This is a genomic window from Lysobacter arseniciresistens ZS79 (genome assembly GCF_000768335.1).
GTDB lineage: Bacteria > Pseudomonadota > Gammaproteobacteria > Xanthomonadales > Xanthomonadaceae > Novilysobacter > Novilysobacter arseniciresistens.
The window spans coordinates 1-18,630 of record NZ_AVPT01000031.1; the positions used below are offsets into that span (position 1 = coordinate 1).

Sequence of the window (18,630 nt, forward strand, 5' to 3'; positions counted from 1 at the left end):
GCCGATCTGAAGAAGACAGTTGCTCCTACGGAAGCTGGTGCATTCGCGGGCAGCCAGGGAGCCTGCGTCCGCCGGTAGGAGCGACGTGAGTCGCGAACGGGTTGGAGTCGCGGTTGCCGGCGTTCGACGCGAAACCGGCTGTCGGCGGGTCGCGACTTACGTCGCTCCTACCGGGAGCAGGAAACGGAACGGCGAAAGACCCGGTGCGGCGCGCGGTCCGGTCCGCTCCGGCCCGCTCCAGTGCGACCCCGCGCGAACCCGCATGACTCGACGCCACGCCACGCCGCGCGACGCGACGCGCCCGATCGCGCGCTACGCCACCGGCGCGGGGCGATCCGGATGCAGGCTGTAGTGGCCCTGCACCAGCGCCTCGGCCAGCACGTGGCCGTGCATCGCGCGCTGGACGTCGGCGGCGGTGAAGCGGTCGGGGACGTCGAGACGCTCGACGTCGAGGGCGAACAGGCGGAAGAAGTAGCGGTGCGGGCGCAGGTCGTTGGGCGGCGGGAACGGGCCGTCGTAGCCGAACCAGTCGCCGGCCAGGGCATCGTCGCCGGCGAACCAGCCGGTGTAGTCGTTCAGCCCCTGGCGCGCGCCGGCGGGGCCGGCCGGGTCGCGCTTGCCGTGCGCGGTGACGCCGTCGCTGGCGCTGCCGGCCGGGATCCCGCGGACGTCGGCGGGGATGTCGACCATCGCCCAGTGGCAGAAGTCGGCACGCGGCTGGTCGACCGGGATCTGCACGCCGTCCTTGCCGACCATTCCGGCGACGGTCGGGGCGTCGGCGTCGATGCACAGCAGGGCGAACGAGCGGGTGCCGGCGGGCACGTCGTCCCAGCCCAGCTGCGGGTTGCGGTTGCGGCCGAAGCCGACCGCGTCGCCATCGCGCACGCCGAGGGCGAAGCCGGGCGGGATCGCGCCGCGGTGGTCGAAACTGTCGCTGTGGATGCGCATGTCGGGACTCCGTCGGGACCGCCGACGAGTCTGCCAGACGGCGCGGTCGGGGTGCCGGTGCACGCGCCGGCCCGTTCCGCCCCGTGGCACGCCGACGGGACGCACGCGGCGCCCCGTCGGCGTCATTGCCCGCCCGTCCTCAGTCGGCGGCGTAGCCCAGCCGCCGGGCGACCGGTTCCAGCACGGCGAAGGCGTCCTTCAGCGGCTCGGCGAACGCGCGCCAGTGGCCGGCGGCGAAGCGGCTGCCGCCGAAGCGCGACACCGGCACGCCGCGCAGGCTGATGCCGAGGTTGTCGGCCAGCGCCTGGGTGATGCCGGCCGGGTCGTTGGCGATGTCGTCCATCCGCAGCAGGCGGTGCGGGACCAGGTTGCCCTCGTGCAGGTCGGCGACCTGGTCGAGCACCTTCGCCAGCCAGTGCGCGCCGGCCTCGGGCGACGCCAGCGCGAACGGCGCCGGCGAGCCGAACGCCAGCCAGTCCAGCAGCATGTCGCGCGGGTCGCGTACCGCCACCAGCAGGCTGGCCTGCGGCAGGTGCGGGCGCAGCGCCAGCAGCGCGGCGTTGTCCCACCACAGCAGCCAGTCGAACACCAGGCCGTCGTTGATGCCGCGCGCCGGCAGGGCGGCGCGCCACTGCTCGACCAGCGCGGCCGGGTCGGCGCTGCCGTCGGCCAGCGCGGTGATGGTGTCGTAGCGCTGGAACAGGTCGTGCGGCGGGTTCGGGCCGAAGCGGTCGCCGCGCAGCGGGGCGCCGTTGCCGTCGAGCACGGCCGCCAGCCGCTCGACCAGCGAGCCCGGTGCGCCCCACAGCAGCAGCACCGCCGGGGCGGGCTGGTCGAGCGTGGCGGCCGCGGGCCAGTCGCCGGGCAGGGCCGAGACCGGCGGCAGCGGCAGGCGCTGGTCGACCACCTCGGCGTGCAGTTCGGCCCAGATCGCGGCGGCGGCCCCGGGCTGGCCTGCCACGTCGAGGGTGCGGCCGAGCAGCTGGCGCAGGTTGCGCCGGGCCGGTTCGGTTTCGGCGCGCGCCAGCAGGCGCTCGACGTGCGCGATCGCGGCATCGGGGTCGCGCTTGAGCTCGGCGTCGATGATGCGCAGTTCGCCGCTGGTGTGGCCCGGCGCCAGCGCGGTGATGCGGCGGGCGACCGCCTCGGCGTCGTCGGCCTCGCCGGCGACGTCGTGGATGGTCATCGCCGCTTCCAGCGCCGGCACGTAGTCGGGCATCGCCGCCTGCCAGCGCTGCACCACCTCGCGCGCGGCGGGGCTGGCGAACTCCTCGAACAGCAGCCGCGCGCGCCACAGGTCGGGCTGCCGCGGGTGCGCGGCGAGCAGTTCGTCGAGCGTGGCGCGGGCCTCGTCGCTGGCCTGCAGCCGGCGCCAGGCCTCGGCCAGCGCCAGCACCGTGCGGCGGTCGCGCGGCTCGGCGCGCAGCGAGGCCAGCAGCAGGTCGCGGGCGCGCTCGTGGCGGCCGGCTTCCAGCTCCATCTCGCCGACCAGCCGGCGCAGGCCGGGGCTGGCGTTGTGGGCGTCGGCCAGCGTCGCCAGTTCGTCGGCGGCCTCGGCCGGGCGGCCCTGGCGGCGCAGCAGGTCGGCCACCAGCGCGCGCAGCGGCAGCGAGTCGGGCTGGGCCTCGCGCAGGCGGCGGAAGGCCTGCTCGGCGAAGGCCAGGTGGCCCTTGGCGAGGTAGGCGAAGCCGAGCGCATGGCGCAGGGTCGGTTCGTCCGGGTAGCGCTCGGCGGCGCGGGCGAGGATCGCCAGCGCGCGGTCGGCGTCGCCGCGGCGCAGGGCCAGGGTGCCTTCGAGCGCGGCGATCTGCGGGTGCTCCGGCGCCAGCCGGGCGGCGGTGCGGGTCAGCCGCTCGGCTTCGTCGAGCTCGCCGCGGCCGATCGCCAGCTGCGCCTGCACGATGTAGGCCGGGAACTGGTTCGGGTCCAGCCCGATGCTCCTGGCCAGCGCGGCCTGGGCGGCGTCGAGCTGGCGGCGGCCCAGCAGCATGCCGGCGCGGTCCAGGTGCAGGTTGGCGTCGTCGGGCGCGAGCGACAGCGCGTGGTCGACCGTGGCCAGTGCGCCGGCTTCGTCGCCGGACAGGCGCTGGGCCGCGGCCAGCAACCGGTGCGCGGCCGGGTCCTGCGGCTGCGCGGCGACGGCCTCGCGGGCGGCGGCGAGGGCTTCGTCGGCGGCGCCGCGGCGCAGGGCGTCGATGATCGGTTCGTACATGCTGGAACTCGTGCGGATGGGCGACCGGCCATTGTAGCGGCGGGCCGTCCGCGGCCGTCCGTTCGGTATCATCGCGACGATGAACGCGCCCCGCCCCGACGTCGCCACCGCGCCTCGCCGCCAACCCCTGGCGCGTGCGGCGCGCTACCTGGTGCGGGTGCCGATGCTGCTGTGGCACGTGCTGGTCGACCTGCCGCTGGTGCTGCTGCTGATCACGCCGCTGACCAAGGACCTGCGGGTCGGCGGCGAGCCGCTCGAGCACCGCCTGATCCGTGGCTGGTCGAACGGGCTGATGCGGGTGTTCGGCTTCCGCATGCGGCGGGTCGGCACGCCGCTGCCGGGCGCGGCGATGTTCGTCGCCAACCACGTCAGCTGGATCGACATCACCGCGCTGCACAGCCAGCGGATGATGGGCTTCGTCGCCAAGCGCGAGATCCGCGACTGGCCGCTGGTCGGCTGGATGGCGACGCGCGCGCAGACGATCTTCCACGCCCGCGGCAGCACCGAGTCGCTCGGCGGGGTGCTGCACGAGATGCTCGGCCGGCTGCGCAATGGCCACGCGGTCGGGGTGTTCCCCGAGGGCGGCACCCGCGGCGGCGGCGAGCTGGGCGCGTTCCATGCGCGGATCTTCCTGGCCGCGGTCGAGGCCGGGGTGCCGGTGCAGCCGGTCGCGCTGTGCTACGGCGAGCACTGCTCGGCGCAGCGGATCGTCGCGTTCCAGCGCGGCGAGAGCTTCCTCGGCAACTTCCTGCGCCTGCTCGGCGAGCCGGCCCGGGTCGGCGAGGTGCACTTCCTCGAACCGATCCCGCCGGCCGAGGTCGAGGGCCGCCGCCGCATCGCCGAGCTCGCGCGCAGCCGCATCGCCGGGGCGATGGCGGGCTGAAGTGGCCGCGTCCGGTTCCGTCGACGCCGCGGCAGGCGCGGCCACCCCGCTGACCGCCGCCGGGTTCCGCCCCCCGCGCTGGCTGCGCAACCCCCACCTGCAGACCGCGCTGGGTTCGAGCAACCTGCGCCGCCGCCGCGGCGAGCGCGACCTGCTGGCGACCGGCGCCATCACCACCGGGCACCTGGTCGACGGCGGCGACGGCGTGCGCCTGACCGGCCTGCACAGCGTCGTGCCGGACCGGCCGTCGCGCGGGCTGGCGCTGCTGCTGCACGGCTGGGAGGGCAGCGTCGATTCCAGCTACATGCGGCTGACCGCGGCGCAACTGCTGGCGCGCGGCTTCGAGGTGTTCCGGCTCAACTTCCGCGACCACGACGACAGCCACCACCTCAACGAGGAGATCTTCCACTCCTGCCGGATCGACGAGGTGGTGCACGCGGCGGTCGACGTCGCCCGCCGTTTCGCGCGGCGGCCGCTGGTGCTGGCCGGGTACTCGCTGGGGGGCAATTTCGCGCTGCGCCTCGCCCTGCGTGCGCCGGCCGCGGGGCTGCCGCTGGCGCATGTCGCCGCGGTCTGCCCGGTGCTCGACCCGGCCCGGACGATGGACGCGATGGAGCGCGGGTTGCCGGTGTACGCCTGGCATTTCGAGCACAAGTGGCGGCGCTCGCTGCAGCGCAAGCGCGCGCTGTTCCCGCAGCGGCACGACTTCGACGACCGCGTGCTCGGCCAGCGGATGCGGCCGCTGACCCAGTGGCTGGTCGAGCGCCACACCGACTTCGGCACGCTGGAGCGGTATTTCGACGGCTACGCGATCGCCGGCGACCGGCTCGCCGCGCTGCAGGTGCCGGCCAGCATCCTCACCGCCGCCGACGACCCGGTGATCCCGGTCGCGGACTTCCACGCGCTGCGGCTGCCGGCGACGGCGCGGCTGGAGGTGTCGCCGCTGGGCGGCCACTGCGGGTTCGTCGAGAACGCCCGGTTCGACGGCTTCGCCGAGCGCTGGATCGCGCAGCGGCTGGCGGATGCGGTGGAGGGCGGCGGCCCGGAAGCGACGGGGCGGTTGTAGGAGCGACGTGAGTCGCGACCCACTGACCATGGAGGGCGCGACGGATCGACCGGCCCGGTGACGCCCGCATCCGCGCGACCGATGGTTCGCGTTGAGCGGGGAGCAATCGGATTGTCAGTGGGTCGCGACTCACGTCGCTCCTACGAAGCCGGGTGGTCGCGACAGCGCGGCCGGCGGTGTTCAGCCGCCGCCGCTCAGCCGGCGCTGACCACCGCCAGGGTCAGCCGCGAGATGCAGGCCAGGCGGCCGGCGTCGTCCTCGATCCGGATCTCCCAGACCTGGGTGCGGCCGCCGATGTGGAGCGGGCGGGCGGTGCCGGTGACAGTGCCGCCACGGACCCCGCGGACGTGGTTGGCGTTGATCTCCAGCCCGACGCACAGCTTGCCCTCGGGTACGCAGAGGTTGCCGGCGCTGCTGCCGAGGGTCTCGGCCAGCAGCACCGAGGCGCCGCCGTGCAGCAGGCCGTAGGGCTGGCGGGTGCGCTCGTCGACCGGCATGGTGCCGCGCACGTAGTCGGGGCCGATCTCGGTGAAGACGATCCCCAGCGGCTCCATCGCGGTGCCGCGGGACAGCGCGTTGAGGCGTTCGACGCTGGACTGGCGGCGGAACGGGGAGGCGGGCGGGGCGGTGTCGGGGGCGCTATCCATCCGGCCACGATAGCCGACGCCGGCGCAGAGAAAACCCCGGTACCGGCGGCCGACGGGGGAGGCGTCAGCCGGGCGGTGCCGGGGGCAGGGGAAGCGGGGACCGGGCGGTCGGGGAAGGGCTGGCGCGCCGTGCCCGGGGGCGGCGGGCGGCCGTGGCGGTCAGACGCAACGGAACAGGCGCGGGCCGTTGTTGCCGGTGGTGTAGCTGCGCGTGGTGGCGTAGCCGCTGCTGGAGCCGTAGCCGACGCCGAAGTCGCGCTCGCGGTGGCGGCTGTTGCCGGCGGAGTAGGCGACCGGCGCGTACGGACGGGTCGACGGAGTCGGGCGGTTGGTGTTGTCGCTGGAGCGGCGGGCGTTGGAAGCGTTCATGGCGGTGTCCTTGCGGTCGGGGGAGGCGTGTCGGTGAATCGGTGTGTTGGTAAAGTACAACACCTAGTCGCCAGCGCCATGGGCCGGAAGTCACCCCACCGATGACATGCCTTTGAATTGCCCGGTTCGGGGCTTCCCGCGCCCCGGTACCAGCGCCCCGCAGCTGCCGCGGGCGCTACAGGATCGGCGCCAGCCCCGCCCCGAACGCGGTGAACAGCCGCGTCGGCAACCCCTTCAGCGCCGGGTTGACCTCGGGGAAGTCGCCCACCGGCCGGTAGCACTCGCGGAAGCGCGGGTGGTCCGGCGGCAGCGGCTCGGGGCACGCCGGCCCCGGCACGTACTCGTAGCTGGTCGCGTAGCGCACCGGCCACAGGTCGAAGATCGGCAGGTACTCGGACGCCTTCGCCAGCGAGTACTCCAGCCCCCACAGCACCGGCGCCTTGTCGCGCGGCGCGATCACCCACGAATTGGCCGGGCTGATGTCGCGCCGGATGCTGGCCTCGAGCGCCGCGGCGAATTCCGGATCCTCGATCACCACCGCGCTCTCGGTGTTGTAGCGGTCGCCGCGCGGGTCGAAGTTGTGGGTGCCGACCACGCCGATGCGGTCGTCGATCACCAGCGACTTGGCGTGCATGCCGATGCGCACGCCGGCGCGCTTGAGCGGCACCGGCTCGTTGGCCCGGCGCCGCAGGTAGCGGGTGGCGCCGTACTCCGAGCCCAGCGGCTGGCGGTAGCGCGCGCTGCGCAGCACGCTGTCGCGGTCGGGCGGGCGCGTCGGCGGCGGTTCCGGCTCGGGCTCGTAGTCGGGCAGGAACGCGCCGGTCGCCGCCAGGTCCACCGGCGCGTCGGCCGGGAACGGCTTGTACTCGTAGATGTTGAAGCCGAACTCGCGCAGGTAGCGGCGCTTGTACTTGTACGACAGCGCGTAGGCGATGAACGCGTCGGTCGCCGCCAGGCTGTTGGTGGAGACGATGATGCGCGGTGCGTCGGGCCGCTCGTGCAGCTGCGCGAACATGTCCTGCGCGGCGTCCGACAGCACCAGGTACGGCGTCTGCAGCAGCACCTGCTCGTCGGCCGATTCGATCAGCCCGCGCAGCGAGTCCGACGCCACCGCCAGCTGCAGCGGGTGGTCGCCGTGGTGCTTCTCGGGCGTGTCGGAGATGTAGCGGACCCCGCCGACCGGGATCGCCGCCTCGGCCAGCCGCGCGCGCACCAGCGCGGCGTCGGCGGCGTCGGCGCGCATCGCCGCGGCGCGCTCGGGGCGCTCGAACACGTGCGGCGGCAGCACCGGCACGCCGCCCTCCAGCAATGCGTGGCCGACGTCGACCAGGCGCGCCGGCGGCACGCTGCGCGGGTCGGTCCAGAAGGTCTCGAAGTCGGCCGCCATCACCCGCGCGACCGGCCCGGCGACGAGCAGGTCGCGGTCGCGGAAGTTGTACTCGTCGTCCCAGTCGTAATAGGTGTCCTGGTAATTGCGCCCGCCGGTGATGCCGACCGCGCCGTCGACCAGCAGCAGCTTGGTGTGCATGCGCTGGTTGAGCTGGCGCCAGCAGCAGGCGGCGGCGACCACGTACTGCGGGTAGCTGATGCGGGCGCGACGCAGCACCGGGTTGTACAGCCGCACGCGGAAGTTCTCGTGGGCGCCGGCCAGCGCGGCCAGCGTCGCCACGTTCTGCAGCGCCGACAGCTGGTCCATCAGCAGCCGCACGCGCACGCCGCGGCGGGCCGCCGCCAGCAGCTCGTCGAGCACCAGCCGGCCGGCGTCGTCCTCGTCGAAGATGTAGGTCTGCAGGTCGATCGCGGTGGTCGCGCTGCGGATCAGGTTGACCCGGGCGAGCAGCGCGTCGGTGCCGCGATCGAGGATCAGCGCGTAGTGGCGCGGCTGCTCCGGGGTCGATTCGGCGAACGCGCGGCCGGCCAGCTGGCGCAGCGGCGAGGGCTGCGCGCAGGCGTCGGCGGCGTCGCAGTCGAGCACGGCCGGCCGCGCGGCGGCGGCGATCGCGGCGGCGCGGTCGGCCTCCTGCGGGCTCAGCGTGGCGCAGGCCGACAGCAGCAGGACCAGCGCGGCGGCGGCGAGGCGGTGCAGGCTCACGGGCCGTCGTCCAGCAGCCGCACGCGCATGTCGAAGCGCACCGTGTCGGTCAGCGCGAGCCGCCAGCCGTCGAGGCCGTAGTCGCCGCGCGAGACCTCGCCGTGCACCACCACGTCGCAGTCGATGCCGGGCCGCGCGCAGGTCGCCGGCAGCACGGTGAAGGTCTCCATCCGGCTGGTGCCGTGCATCGTCAGGCGCCCGCGCAGGCGGCCGCCGTCGTGGGCCAGCCCGGCGACATGCGGCTCGGAGACGAACTCGATCAGCGGGTGGTGGGCGGCGTCGAAGAAGCGCTCGCCGCGGGCAAGCCGGGCGTAGCGGTCGGAGTCTTCCACCTCGACCGCGGCGGTGGACAGCACGATCCGCACCTGCAGGCGGCCGTCGGGCAGCGTGTGCACGGCGCCGTCATGCTGCGGAAAGTGGCCCTGCACCCGCTGGCCCCAGCGCGTGCGCAGCTCGAAGCCGAAACGGGTGTGCAGCGGGTCGAAGCCGACCGGCGCGGCCAGCTGGGCCAGTACGTGGGCGGGGATGGCGGTGCCGGCGACCGCGGCCGGCATGACCGCGGACGCCACCCACGCCGCGGCCACAACCAGCCCTGCTGCCCGTCGCGCGACCCGTCCGTTGAATCGCAAGCCCCGGTCTGGCGTCACGGCCACCAGAAGGCGCTGAGCTGGGCGATGCCCGGTTCCAGCGGCACCCCGGCCGGCAGCGACAGCACCGCGATGCCGGCCGGCGGCATGCCGCGGTAGTCGCCGGACTGGCCGCTGTGCAGCAGCGCCGCCAGCTGTTCCATGCCGGGGTTGTGGCCGACCAGCAGCAGCCGCTCGACGTCGACGTGGCTGTCGGCCAGCGCGATCAGCGCACCGGGACTGGCCTCGTAGATGGAATCCTCGACCCGCTGCTCGACGTAGCCGACCGCGCCGAGCACCGCCTCCAGCGTCTCGCGGGTGCGCCGCGACGGCGAGCACAGCACGCAGTCGGGCACCAGCTTCTGCGCGGCCAGCCAGCGGCCGGCGGCCTCGGCCTCGGCGAGTCCTTCGGCCGACAGCGGCCGGTCCAGGTCGGCCTGGCCGGTGCGGGCCGGTTCGGCGTGGGCGTGGCGGAGCAGGATCAGTTCGCGCATGGCTGTGGGCTCGCAGGGGGAAGAAGGTCAGCGCTTGAGCCAGCGCAGCAGCGGCTGCCAGTCGGCCTGGTGCTCGCGGATGTGCGCGGAATGGTAGTCGAACAGGCTCTTGCCGAGCCCGCACAGCACCACGTAGGCCTGGCTGTCGCGCAGTTGCGCGACCAGCGGGTAGGGCCAGCGCTTCAGCAGCCCGACCACGTCCTGCGAGGCGTTGGTCCACGGCCGCAGGCGGTTGGCGACCAGCCCGACCGGCAGTTCGCCGCGGCGCACCCGCGGGTGGCGGGCGAGGGTGTCGAGGAAGTCGACGCTGGCCTCGATGTCGAAGGTCGACGGCAGCACCGGCACCACCACCGCGTCGGCGGTTTCAAGGAAGGGTGCGAGGTCGGAGGCCATCGCGCCGGCGGCGGCGTCGACCACCACCTGCCCGGTGCCGTCGGGCAGCTGCGCGCGCCAGCCCTTGCCGCGGGTGCCGTCGAGCGGCAGCACCGCGCTGTCCAGCTCCGCGCGGCGCGTGGCCCAGCGGGTCGAGGACCCCTGCGGGTCGGCGTCGACCAGCACGGTATTGCGTCCGTCGAGCGCCGCGTGCGCGGCAAGGTGGGTGGCGATGGTGGTCTTGCCGGCGCCACCCTTCGAACTGGCCACGAGCACGGTCTTCATGCGGTCCCCTGTGAGGTTGCGCCAAGAACGGTGGAAAGAGCAGTTGAAGCCGCAGCGTACACCGCGCCGTGCGGGCGGGCGATCAAGCTGCCGGTGCAGTGTCAGCCCTGGCTGGCGGCGTGGTCGTGAAGCCGGGCGACGGCGTCGCGGAGGGCGTTGGCCAGCGGGGCGGGGTCGTCGAGGGTGTCGCTGCGGGCGGCGGCTTCGAGCGCGGCGGCGGCGTCGGCCAGGGCGGTCGCGCCGACCAGCCGCGCGGCGCCCTTGATCTTGTGCGCCTGCCGGGCGAGGCCGACGGTGTCGCCGTGGACGAGGACCCGGTCGAGTTCGGCGAGGTCGCGGCGGGTGCTGTCGAGGAAGTCGGCGAGCAGGGCGCGGGTCTCGGCCGGGTCGCCGCCGGTGAGCGCCTGCAGGGTGTGGCCGTCGAGTATCGGGGCGGCGTCGCGGGCGTCCGCCGGGATGTCGGCTTCGACCGCTCCGCTCCCGGCAGGATCTCCGGCAACCGGTGTCTCGTCGGCATCGGAGGCGGGGTCGGCATCCGCCGCCGCGCCGGCGGTATGCGGCAGCCAGCGTTGCAGGCAGGCCTGCAGCACCGGTACCGACACCGGCTTGGCGAGGTAGTCGTCCATGCCGGCGCCGAGGCAGCGCTCGGCCTCGCCCTTCAGCGCCGACGCGGTCAGGGCGACGATCGGGGTGCGCACGCGGACGTCGCGGGCCTCCTCTTTGCGGATCGCGCGGGCCAGCTGGTAGCCGTCGAGCCGCGGCATGTGCACGTCCGACAGCAGCAGCGCGTAGCGACCGCCGCGCCAGCGCTGCAGCGCCTCCGCGCCGTCCTCGGCCGACTCGCTGGCGTAGCCGGCCAGGGCCAGCTGGCGTGCGATCACCAGCCGGTTGGTCGGGTGGTCGTCGACCAGCAGCACGAGGCTGCGCTCGCGCTCGGCGCGGGCGACGTCGGGCACCGCGCGCGCGCTGAACGGCACCGGGGCGTCGTCGTCGGCCGGCTCGGCAGCCACGTCGTCCAGCGCCGCGCGCGGCAGCACCACGTCGACCCGCATCGTGGTGCCGCGGCCCGGCGCGCTGTCCATCGTGACCTCGCCGCCCATCAGCCGCGCCAGCCGCTCGCAGATCACCAGCCCCAGGCCGGTGCCGCCGAAGCGCCGGGTGGTGTCGTCCTCGCCCTGGCTGAAGGGCTGGAACAGCCGCGCCTGCGCCTCCGGCGCGATGCCGATGCCGGTGTCGGTGACGTGCAGCGCGAGCCGGTCGCGCGGCGTGCCGTCGGTCGCGGGCCCCGCCTCGCCGAGCCACTCCAGCGCGACCCGCACCTCGCCCTGCGCGGTGAACTTGATCGCGTTGGACAGGAAGTTCGACAGCACCTGGCGCAGCCGCAGCGGGTCGCCGAGATAGGCCGGGGCGACACGCGGGTCGATCGTGCAATCGAGACCGAGGCCCTTGCTCGACGCGGCGCCGGCGTAGTTGGCGGTGGTCGCGCGCACCAGCGCGTCGAGCCGCAGCGGTTCCGGCGCCAGCTCCAGCCGGTCGGCCTCGATCTTCGAGAAGTCGAGGATGTCGCCGATGATCTGCAGCAGCGACTGCGAGGACTGCTGGATCACGTTCAGCGCGCGCCGCTGGTCCGGCTCCAGCCGGGTGTGGGCGAGCACCTCGATCATGCCGGTGACGCCGATCATCGGCGTGCGGATCTCGTGGCTCATCGAGGCCAGGAACGCCGACTTGGCGTGGTTGGCGGCCTGCGCGCGGGCCTCGCTTTCGCGCAGCTCGTCCTGCAGCCGGCGGTTGGCGTCGAGCGTGGCCTCGTTGCGCGCGAGCTGGTCGATCAGTTCGGTCTCGAAGTCGAGCACGTCGCGGCGCATCTCGGTGAACGCCTCCATCACCGTCGCCAGCTCGCCGCGCGGCGCATGGCGCGGCATCGCGGTGTAGTCGTGCTCGCGCATGCGGCGGGCGAGGAAGGTCAGCGCCTCGACGCCCTGGTAGGCGTTGCGCAGCACCGTCCGGCCGATCAGCGCGACCAGCAGCAGCGCCAGCAGCGACAGCCCGATGCGCAGCACGCTGACCTGGCGGTTGCGCGCGAGGTCGGCGCGGACCAGCGCGTCGGCCTCGACCATCGCCAGGTCCGACAGCGCCTGGATGCGGCCGGTGACCGGGTCGATCGCGGGGTACAGCGCGGTGTCGGCGAAGCGGCCGAGCGCGCCGATGTCGCGCGCCAGCAGGATCCCGCGCAGCCGCGCCACCGCGGCATCGGCGACCGCGCGGTGGGCCGCGACCTCGGCGAACAGGCGCTGCTGGTCGCCGCTGCGCGGCATCGCGGCCAGCGCGCGCCACTCGCGGTCGATGCCGGCGCGGGCCTCGTCGACCGCCGCCACGCCCTCGTCCCAGCCGATCAGTGCGTTGCGCACCCGGAACGTGGTGTCGACCACCGCCAGCCCGTAGGCGTCGGACACCGCCTTGAGCCGGCGCATCCGCAGCAGCGAGTCGTCCTTGAGGGCCAGCAGCGACTGCCGCGCGCGGTACTGGGCGATCTCGTCGATCACCAGCACGGTGGCGCCAGCCAGCAGGAACAGCCCGAACAGCGCCCACAGCTGGTGGCGGATGCTCAGCCGGCGCAACCGCGCACGCCAGCCTCCGGTCCCGCCCGTCGCGGTCGCGGCCGGCACCGGCTCAGGACTCCGGCCGCCGCCACTGCGCCAGCACCGCCGGCAGGTCCTCCGGCGCCACCGGCGGGGCGATCAGGAAGCCCTGCGCCATGCTGCAGCCGAGGTCGGCCAGCATCTGCCAGTCCTCGACCGTGGCGACGCCCTCGGCGACCACCTCCAGCCCGAGCTTGCGGGCGAGGTCGAGGCTGGCCTCCACCACTGCGCGCTTGCGCGGCTGCTGCCACGCGCCGGCGACGAAGCCCTGGTCGATCTTGAGCTCGGTGAACGGGATGTGCGAGAGCTGCGCGAGCGAGGAGTAGCCGGTGCCGAAGTCGTCGATCGACAGCCCGAAGCCCTTCAGCCGCAGCCGCGCCAGCACGCCGAGCGCGCGCGCGGCGTCGGCCATCACCGAGCTTTCGGTCAGCTCCAGCACCACCTCGCCGGGGTCGACGTTCTGCGCCTGCACGATGCGCTGGTAGCGGTCGGCCGCGGTCGGGTCGGCCAGCGTCGCCGGCGAGATGTTGACCGACACGTTCAGCCGCAGGCCCTGCAGGTCCCACTGCCGCTTCCACTGGCAGGCTTGCTCCAGCATCAGGTCGGCCAGCGGGTCGGCCAGGCCTTCGCGTTCGAGCAGGCCGATGAAGTGCGCCGGCCGCACCACCTGGCCGTCCGGCCGGACCCAGCGCGCCAGCGCCTCGACCGCGACCACCTTGCCGTTGCCCAGCTCGACCTGCGGCTGGAACCACGGCCGGATCTCGCCGTGGGCGAGCGCGGCGTGGATGGTGGTGGCGCTGATCTCGATCCGCTCGTCGTCCTCGTCGTCGCCCAGCAGCGCGTCGTAGCTGGCCAGCGCGGCAGCCAGCTTGTCGGCGGTCAGCGGCTTCTCGACGCTGCCGAGCACACGCAGGCCGTAGGCGCGGGCCATCGTCTGCACCGTGTTGAGCAGGGCCGGGTCGAGCGCGCTGACCACCAGCACCGCGCGCGCCAGGTGCCGCTGGGCGACGTGACCGATGAACTCGATGCCGTCCATGCCGGGCATGTCGAGGTCGACCATCACCACGTCGGGCGGTTCGTCGCGGGCGGCCAGCAGCTGCAGCGCGGAGCTGCCGTCGGCGGCGTCGCAGACCGTGCCGACGCCAAGCTCGTCCAGCAGCCGCAGTGCCATCCGCCGCTGGAAGCCGTGGTCCTCGACCACCATCACGCTCAGTGCCGACATCGACATCCGCTCCCCCAGGCCGACCGGTCGGGTCACTCTAGCTCCATTCTCATGGACACGGGTTGCCAGGACACGGCTACGCGGCGACGGGCCGGGGGCGGCCATCGCCGGCGCGGCCGGCAGGCATGAAAAAACCCGGCCGGAGCCGGGTCTGTTCGCGGTGGCTCAGGGCCACTTGGGCGGGTTTTCGGCCCAGGCCTGCTGGACCTCGGCGAGGGTGGCGCGGTCCTCCTCGCGCCAGTCCGGCAGCAGTGCCGCGTACTGGCCGGTTTCGCGCCAGCGGGCCGGCTCGCTGCGGACCGCCGCGGCGTACCACTGCACCGCCTCGTCGTGGCGGTCGAGCGACCACAGCACCAGCGCGAACGTCGCCGGCATCCAGTCGGCGTTGACGTTGCGCGAGGTCCGCAGGGTCTCCCACTTGGCCAGCGCCCCGGCGGCGTCGCCGGCGCGGTGGAGGTCCCAGCCGTAGTTCCACAGCACGCCGCGGTACAGGCCGTCGTTGGAGTCCATCTGGCCGAGCACGCGGCCGTACAGTTCGTGGCCGAGCTCGGGGCGGCCGCCGGCCATCGCCACGTGGGCGAGCTGGGCGATGTCGGCCTTGGCCCGCGGGTTGCGCTGGATCGCCTTCAGCAGCGACTGCACGAGGGCGTCGCCGCTGCCGGACTGGGACACGATGGGCCGCGTGGTGCGTGCGTCCTGGTCGAAGTAGAACTCCGAGGTCGGCAGCAGCGGCGCGGTCTGGGCGAAGGCGGGGCCGGCGCAGGCCAGGCAGGCGAGCGCGGCGAATACGAGATTGCGGACGTGCATTGGTGGTTCCCCCTGTATTGCCCGCCCATGGTACCCGCCGGCGGGCGGCGCTGCAGCGCCCGCTGCTACACTCCCGGGGCTTTGCCCGGCGGTTTCCGACCCGCCGGGCTGTTCATTTTCCCCCCGCAGCCACCCCGCGGCCCCGGCCGCGCCGGAGCCACGCATGACCAGTACCGCCGAACTCAGTTCGCCGTCCTCGGCGAACACCGCCCTGACCCCGTCCGTGGTCGATCCCGACTACAGCCTCGACCACAAGTACAGCCGCGAGTCCGGCCGGATCTACCTGTCGGGCGTGCAGGCGCTGGTGCGGCTGCCGCTGATGCAGCGCCTGCGCGACCAGGCCGCCGGGCTCGACACCGCCGGCTTCATCTCCGGCTACCGCGGCAGCCCGCTGGGCGGTTTCGACCTCGAACTGTGGCGGGCGAAGAAGCACCTCGAAGGCGCCGGGGTGAAGTTCGTCCCCGGCCTCAACGAAGACCTCGGCGCGACGATGGTCTGGGGCACCCAGCAGACCCAGCTGTTCCCGGGCGCCAGGCACCAGGGCGTGTTCGGCATGTGGTACGGCAAGGGTCCGGGCGTGGACCGCAGCGGCGACGTGTTCAAGCACGCCAACGCCGCCGGCACTTCGCCGCATGGCGGCGTGCTGGCGCTGGCCGCCGACGACCACGCCTGCCGCAGCTCGACCCTGCCGCACGGCTCGGAAGGCGAGTTCACCAGCGCGATGATGCCGATCCTCAACCCGGCCGGGGTGCAGGACATCCTCGACATGGGCGCGATCGGCTGGGCGATGTCGCGCTACACCGGCCGCTGGATCGGCTTCAAGACGATCGCCGAGACGGTCGAGTCGTCGGCCTCGGTCGACGTCAATCCGCTGGCCTTGCAGATCGTCACGCCGGATGACTTCGAGATGCCGCCCGGCGGCCTCAACATCCGCTGGCCGGACCCGCCGATGGACCAGGAGATGCGCCTGCACCGCTACGCGGTCAAGGCCGCGCAGGCGTTCGCGCGGGCCAACCGGATCGACCGCATCGTGATCGATTCGCCGGCGCCGAAGCTGGGCATCATCACCACCGGCAAGTCCTACCTCGACGTGCTGACCGCGCTGGAGTACCTCGGCCTAGACGAGCGCGCCTGCTCCGACCTCGGCATCCGCGTCTACAAGGTCGGCATGACCTGGCCGCTGGAGCCGGTCGGCCTGCGCAACTTCGTGCGCGGCCTGTCCGACATCCTGGTGGTGGAGGAGAAGCACGCCTTCATCGAGAACCAGATGAAGGAGTCGATGTACAACTGGACCGATGCCGACTTCGGTGGCGCTCGCCCCAGCATCATCGGCAAGTACGACGAGTCCGGCGCGTGGATCCTGCCGAGCACCGGCGAGCTGACCCCGGCGACGATCGCCGGCGTGATCGGTCGGCGCATCCAGAAGAACATCGCACTCGATGCCGGCGCCAGCGAGCGCATGGACAACGTGTTGCAGTGGATGGCGCAGAAGGAAGCCGAGCTGGCGCTGCCGCGCGCGCAGTTCCCGCGCGTGCCGCACTACTGCTCGGGCTGCCCGCACAACACCTCGACCGTGGTGCCGGAAGGTTCGCGCGCGCTCGGCGGCATCGGCTGCCATTACATGGTCACGTGGATGGACCGCAGCACCGACACCTACACCCACATGGGCGGCGAGGGCGTCACCTGGGCCGGGCAGGCGGCGTTCACCGACACCCCGCACGTGTTCCAGAACCTCGGCGACGGCACCTACTTCCATTCCGGTTCGCTGGCGATCCGCCAGGCGATCGCGGCCGGGGTCAACATCACCTACAAGATCCTCTACAACGACGCGGTCGCGATGACCGGCGGGCAGCCGGTCGACGGCCAGCTGTCGGTGCCGCAGATCGCGCACCAGGTCCGCAGCGAAGGCGTGCAGGCGATCGTGGTGGTGTCGGACGACATCGCCAAGTGGAGCGACCGTTCGATCTTCCCCGACGGCGTCGAGTTCGAGGACCGCAAGCACCTGGACGACGTGCAGAAGCGCCTGCGCGAGACCAGGGGCACCTCGGTGCTGATCTACGACCAGACCTGCGCGACCGAGAAGCGCCGCCGCCGCAAGCGCGGCAGGATGGTCGACCCGCAAAAGCGGGTGATGGTCAACTCGCTGGTCTGCGAAGGCTGCGGCGACTGCGGCAAGAAGTCGTTCTGCGTGTCGGTGCTGCCGAAGGAGACCGAGTTCGGCCGCAAGCGCGAGATTGATCAATCGAATTGCAACAAGGACTACAGCTGCGTCGAGGGCTTCTGCCCGAGCTTCGTGACGGTCGAGGGCGGCGCGCTGAAGAAAGGCGTGCCTAATAAGAGCGGAGGCAGTGCCAAGAAGGATCTCCTCGCCAATCTGCCGCTGCCGACCCTGCCGGCGCTCGACAAGCCGTGGAACATTTTGATCACCGGCGTCGGCGGCACCGGCGTGGTCACCATCGGCGCGCTGCTCGGTATGGCCGGGCACCTCGAAGGCAAGGGCGCGACCGTGCTCGACCAGACCGGGCTCGCGCAGAAGGGCGGCGCGGTCACCACCCACATCCGCATCGCCAACACCCCGGCCGATATCCACGCGGTGCGCATCGCCGCGGGCGAGGCCGACCTGGTGCTGGGCTGCGACATGGTCGTGGTCAACGACTATTGGGCGCTGTCGAAGGTCCGCGGCGGGCGTTCGACCGTGGTGCTCAACAGCTACGAGGCGATGCCGGGCACGTTCACCACGCGTCCGGACATGCAGTTCCCGGCCAGCGACATCATCGACGCGGTAAGAAAGGCGCTCGGCGGCGAGGAACAGGCCCTCGACAAACTCCATGTCGTGGACGCCACCCAGCTGGCGACCGCGCTGCTCGGCGACGCGATCATGTCGAACCTGTTCATCCTCGGCCACGCCTGGCAGCAGGGGCTGGTGCCGCTGTCGCTGGAGTCGATCATGCGCGCGGTCGAGCTCAACGGCGCGGCGATCGAGAAGAACAAGGCGGCGTTCGCCTGGGGCCGGCTGGCGGTGGTCGACCCGGCCGCGGTGGCCGAGGCCGCCGGGCTGGTGCGCAACGCGCCGACCCGGGCCGAGGCGACTCCGCACGCGCTGCCGATGCTCGGCGCCGGCGAATGGGAAGGCCACGAGTCCGGCAGCCCGTCGGCGCCGCGCGCGACGGTCGCGCAGGACGGGCTGCGCCACGTGCCCGAACACGGCGGCGACAACGTCGAATTCCTGCCGCTCGACGACGCCCGCCTGTCGCGTTCGCTCGACGAGGTGATCGCGCGCCGGGTCGCGTTCCTGACCGACTACCAGGACGCCGCCTACGCGCGCCGCTACTCGGACTTCGTCGCCCGCGTGCGCGAGGCCGAGCACGCGAAGGCGCCGGGCAGCAGCGACCTGGCCGAGGCGGTCGCGCGCTACGCGTTCAAGCTGATGGCCTACAAGGACGAGTACGAGGTCGCCCGGCTGTACACCAGTGGCGACTTCATGCGCCGCGTGCAGGAGCAGTTCGACGGCGATTACCGGCTCAAGTTCCACCTCGCGCCGCCGCTGCTGGCGAAGAAGGACGCGCACGGCCGCGGCATCAAGCGCGAGTTCGGGCCATGGGTGTTCACCGCGTTCAAGCTGCTGGCCAGGCTGCGCCGGCTGCGCGGCACCGCGTTCGACGTGTTCGGCTACACCGCCGAGCGCAGGATGGAGCGCCGGCTGGTCGAGGACTATTTCCGCACCATCGACGGCCTGCTCGGCCGGCTCGACCGCGGCAACGTCGACCTCGCCGCCGGGATCGCCAGCATCCCCGAGCACATCCGCGGCTACGGCCACGTCAAGCACGAGCACCTGCACAAGGCGAAGGCGCGCGAGGCCGAGCTGCTGGCCGAGTGGGACAACCCGCTGCGGCTGGTGCAGGTCGCGTGAGCCGCGCACCGGTGGGGTGACGCGGGGCGATCGACGTGATCCGCGCCGCGGCACGGCC

14 protein-coding genes are annotated in these 18,630 nt (G+C 73.2%); 3 read left to right on the forward strand and 11 right to left on the reverse strand.

Annotated elements, in window-relative coordinates:
- Positions 1-312: 312 nt before the first annotated feature.
- Both N799_RS12045 and N799_RS12050 read right to left on the reverse strand, forming a co-directional pair.
- A complete protein-coding gene (locus N799_RS12045; protein ID WP_036212845.1) occupies positions 313-948 on the reverse strand; it encodes a YbhB/YbcL family Raf kinase inhibitor-like protein in 636 nt (211 codons plus the stop codon).
- Positions 949-1,087: 139 nt separating this feature from the next.
- Positions 1,088-3,160: a tetratricopeptide repeat protein gene (locus N799_RS12050; protein ID WP_036212849.1), complete on the reverse strand. Its 2,073-nt coding sequence runs from the start codon at positions 3,158-3,160 to the stop codon at positions 1,088-1,090.
- 79 nt (positions 3,161-3,239) lie between these two features.
- Here N799_RS12050 and N799_RS12055 point away from each other — a divergent pair, with 79 nt between their 5' ends.
- Both N799_RS12055 and N799_RS12060 read left to right on the forward strand, forming a co-directional pair.
- Positions 3,240-4,043, forward strand: coding sequence for a lysophospholipid acyltransferase family protein (locus N799_RS12055; RefSeq protein ID WP_036212852.1), 804 nt, complete (start codon positions 3,240-3,242; stop codon positions 4,041-4,043).
- 49 nt (positions 4,044-4,092) lie between these two features.
- Complete coding sequence (locus N799_RS12060; RefSeq protein ID WP_036212883.1) at positions 4,093-5,109, forward strand: YheT family hydrolase; 1,017 nt, start codon at positions 4,093-4,095, stop codon at positions 5,107-5,109.
- 194 nt (positions 5,110-5,303) lie between these two features.
- Here N799_RS12060 and N799_RS12065 read toward each other — a convergent pair whose 3' ends face one another.
- The 9 genes from N799_RS12065 to N799_RS12105 all read right to left on the reverse strand — a co-directional run bounded on the left by N799_RS12065 (position 5,304) and on the right by N799_RS12105 (position 14,662).
- A complete protein-coding gene (locus N799_RS12065; RefSeq protein ID WP_052101517.1) occupies positions 5,304-5,756 on the reverse strand; it encodes a hotdog fold thioesterase in 453 nt (150 codons plus the stop codon).
- A gap of 159 nt (positions 5,757-5,915) precedes the next feature.
- A complete protein-coding gene (locus N799_RS12070) occupies positions 5,916-6,125 on the reverse strand; it encodes a hypothetical protein (protein WP_036212854.1) in 210 nt (69 codons plus the stop codon).
- 175 nt (positions 6,126-6,300) lie between these two features.
- Positions 6,301-8,217, reverse strand: a complete 1,917-nt coding sequence (locus N799_RS12075; protein WP_036212857.1) for a phospholipase D family protein — start codon at positions 8,215-8,217, stop codon at positions 6,301-6,303.
- Complete coding sequence (locus tag N799_RS12080) at positions 8,214-8,771, reverse strand: YceI family protein (RefSeq protein WP_081975006.1); 558 nt, start codon at positions 8,769-8,771, stop codon at positions 8,214-8,216. Before N799_RS12080 ends, N799_RS12075 begins: the two co-directional genes overlap by 4 nt.
- Before the next feature lie 89 nt (positions 8,772-8,860).
- A complete protein-coding gene (locus N799_RS12085) occupies positions 8,861-9,337 on the reverse strand; it encodes a SixA phosphatase family protein (protein WP_036212859.1) in 477 nt (158 codons plus the stop codon).
- Positions 9,338-9,364: 27 nt separating this feature from the next.
- On the reverse strand, positions 9,365-9,994 hold the full coding sequence (locus N799_RS12090; RefSeq protein ID WP_036212861.1) for a nucleotide-binding protein: 630 nt from the start codon (positions 9,992-9,994) through the stop codon (positions 9,365-9,367).
- Between the two features lie 101 nt (positions 9,995-10,095).
- Entirely contained in the window at positions 10,096-12,660 is a 2,565-nt protein-coding gene (locus tag N799_RS14470; RefSeq protein ID WP_152597955.1) for a sensor histidine kinase, read from the reverse strand.
- A 4-nt stretch (positions 12,661-12,664) separates the two neighbouring features.
- Entirely contained in the window at positions 12,665-13,891 is a 1,227-nt protein-coding gene (locus N799_RS12100; RefSeq protein ID WP_160279974.1) for an EAL domain-containing response regulator, read from the reverse strand.
- 129 nt (positions 13,892-14,020) lie between these two features.
- The gene (locus tag N799_RS12105; RefSeq protein ID WP_036212867.1) at positions 14,021-14,662 is read right to left on the reverse strand and encodes a tetratricopeptide repeat protein; all 642 of its coding nucleotides are present in this window, start codon (positions 14,660-14,662) and stop codon (positions 14,021-14,023) included.
- Between the two features lie 163 nt (positions 14,663-14,825).
- On the opposite strand from N799_RS12105, the gene N799_RS12110 reads away from it, so the two are divergent.
- Positions 14,826-18,572, forward strand: coding sequence for an indolepyruvate ferredoxin oxidoreductase family protein (locus tag N799_RS12110; RefSeq protein ID WP_036212870.1), 3,747 nt, complete (start codon positions 14,826-14,828; stop codon positions 18,570-18,572).
- Positions 18,573-18,630: the final 58 nt, after the last annotated feature.

Excerpts from the sequence above, each read along its gene's own strand:
- N799_RS12055 (WP_036212852.1), top strand. The coding sequence starts at position 3,240 with ATGAACGCGCCCCGCCCCGACGTCGCCACCGCGCCTCGCCGCCAACCC.
- N799_RS12090 (WP_036212861.1), bottom strand. The coding sequence starts at position 9,994 with ATGAAGACCGTGCTCGTGGCCAGTTCGAAGGGTGGCGCCGGCAAGACC.
- N799_RS12045 (WP_036212845.1), bottom strand. The coding sequence starts at position 948 with ATGCGCATCCACAGCGACAGTTTCGACCACCGCGGCGCGATCCCGCCC.
- N799_RS12070 (WP_036212854.1), bottom strand. The coding sequence starts at position 6,125 with ATGAACGCTTCCAACGCCCGCCGCTCCAGCGACAACACCAACCGCCCG.
- N799_RS12105 (WP_036212867.1), bottom strand. The coding sequence starts at position 14,662 with ATGCACGTCCGCAATCTCGTATTCGCCGCGCTCGCCTGCCTGGCCTGC.
- N799_RS12085 (WP_036212859.1), bottom strand. The coding sequence starts at position 9,337 with ATGCGCGAACTGATCCTGCTCCGCCACGCCCACGCCGAACCGGCCCGC.
- N799_RS12050 (WP_036212849.1), bottom strand. The coding sequence starts at position 3,160 with ATGTACGAACCGATCATCGACGCCCTGCGCCGCGGCGCCGCCGACGAA.
- N799_RS12110 (WP_036212870.1), top strand. The coding sequence starts at position 14,826 with ATGACCAGTACCGCCGAACTCAGTTCGCCGTCCTCGGCGAACACCGCC.
- N799_RS12080 (WP_081975006.1), bottom strand. The coding sequence starts at position 8,771 with ATGCCGGCCGCGGTCGCCGGCACCGCCATCCCCGCCCACGTACTGGCC.
- N799_RS12065 (WP_052101517.1), bottom strand. The coding sequence starts at position 5,756 with ATGGATAGCGCCCCCGACACCGCCCCGCCCGCCTCCCCGTTCCGCCGC.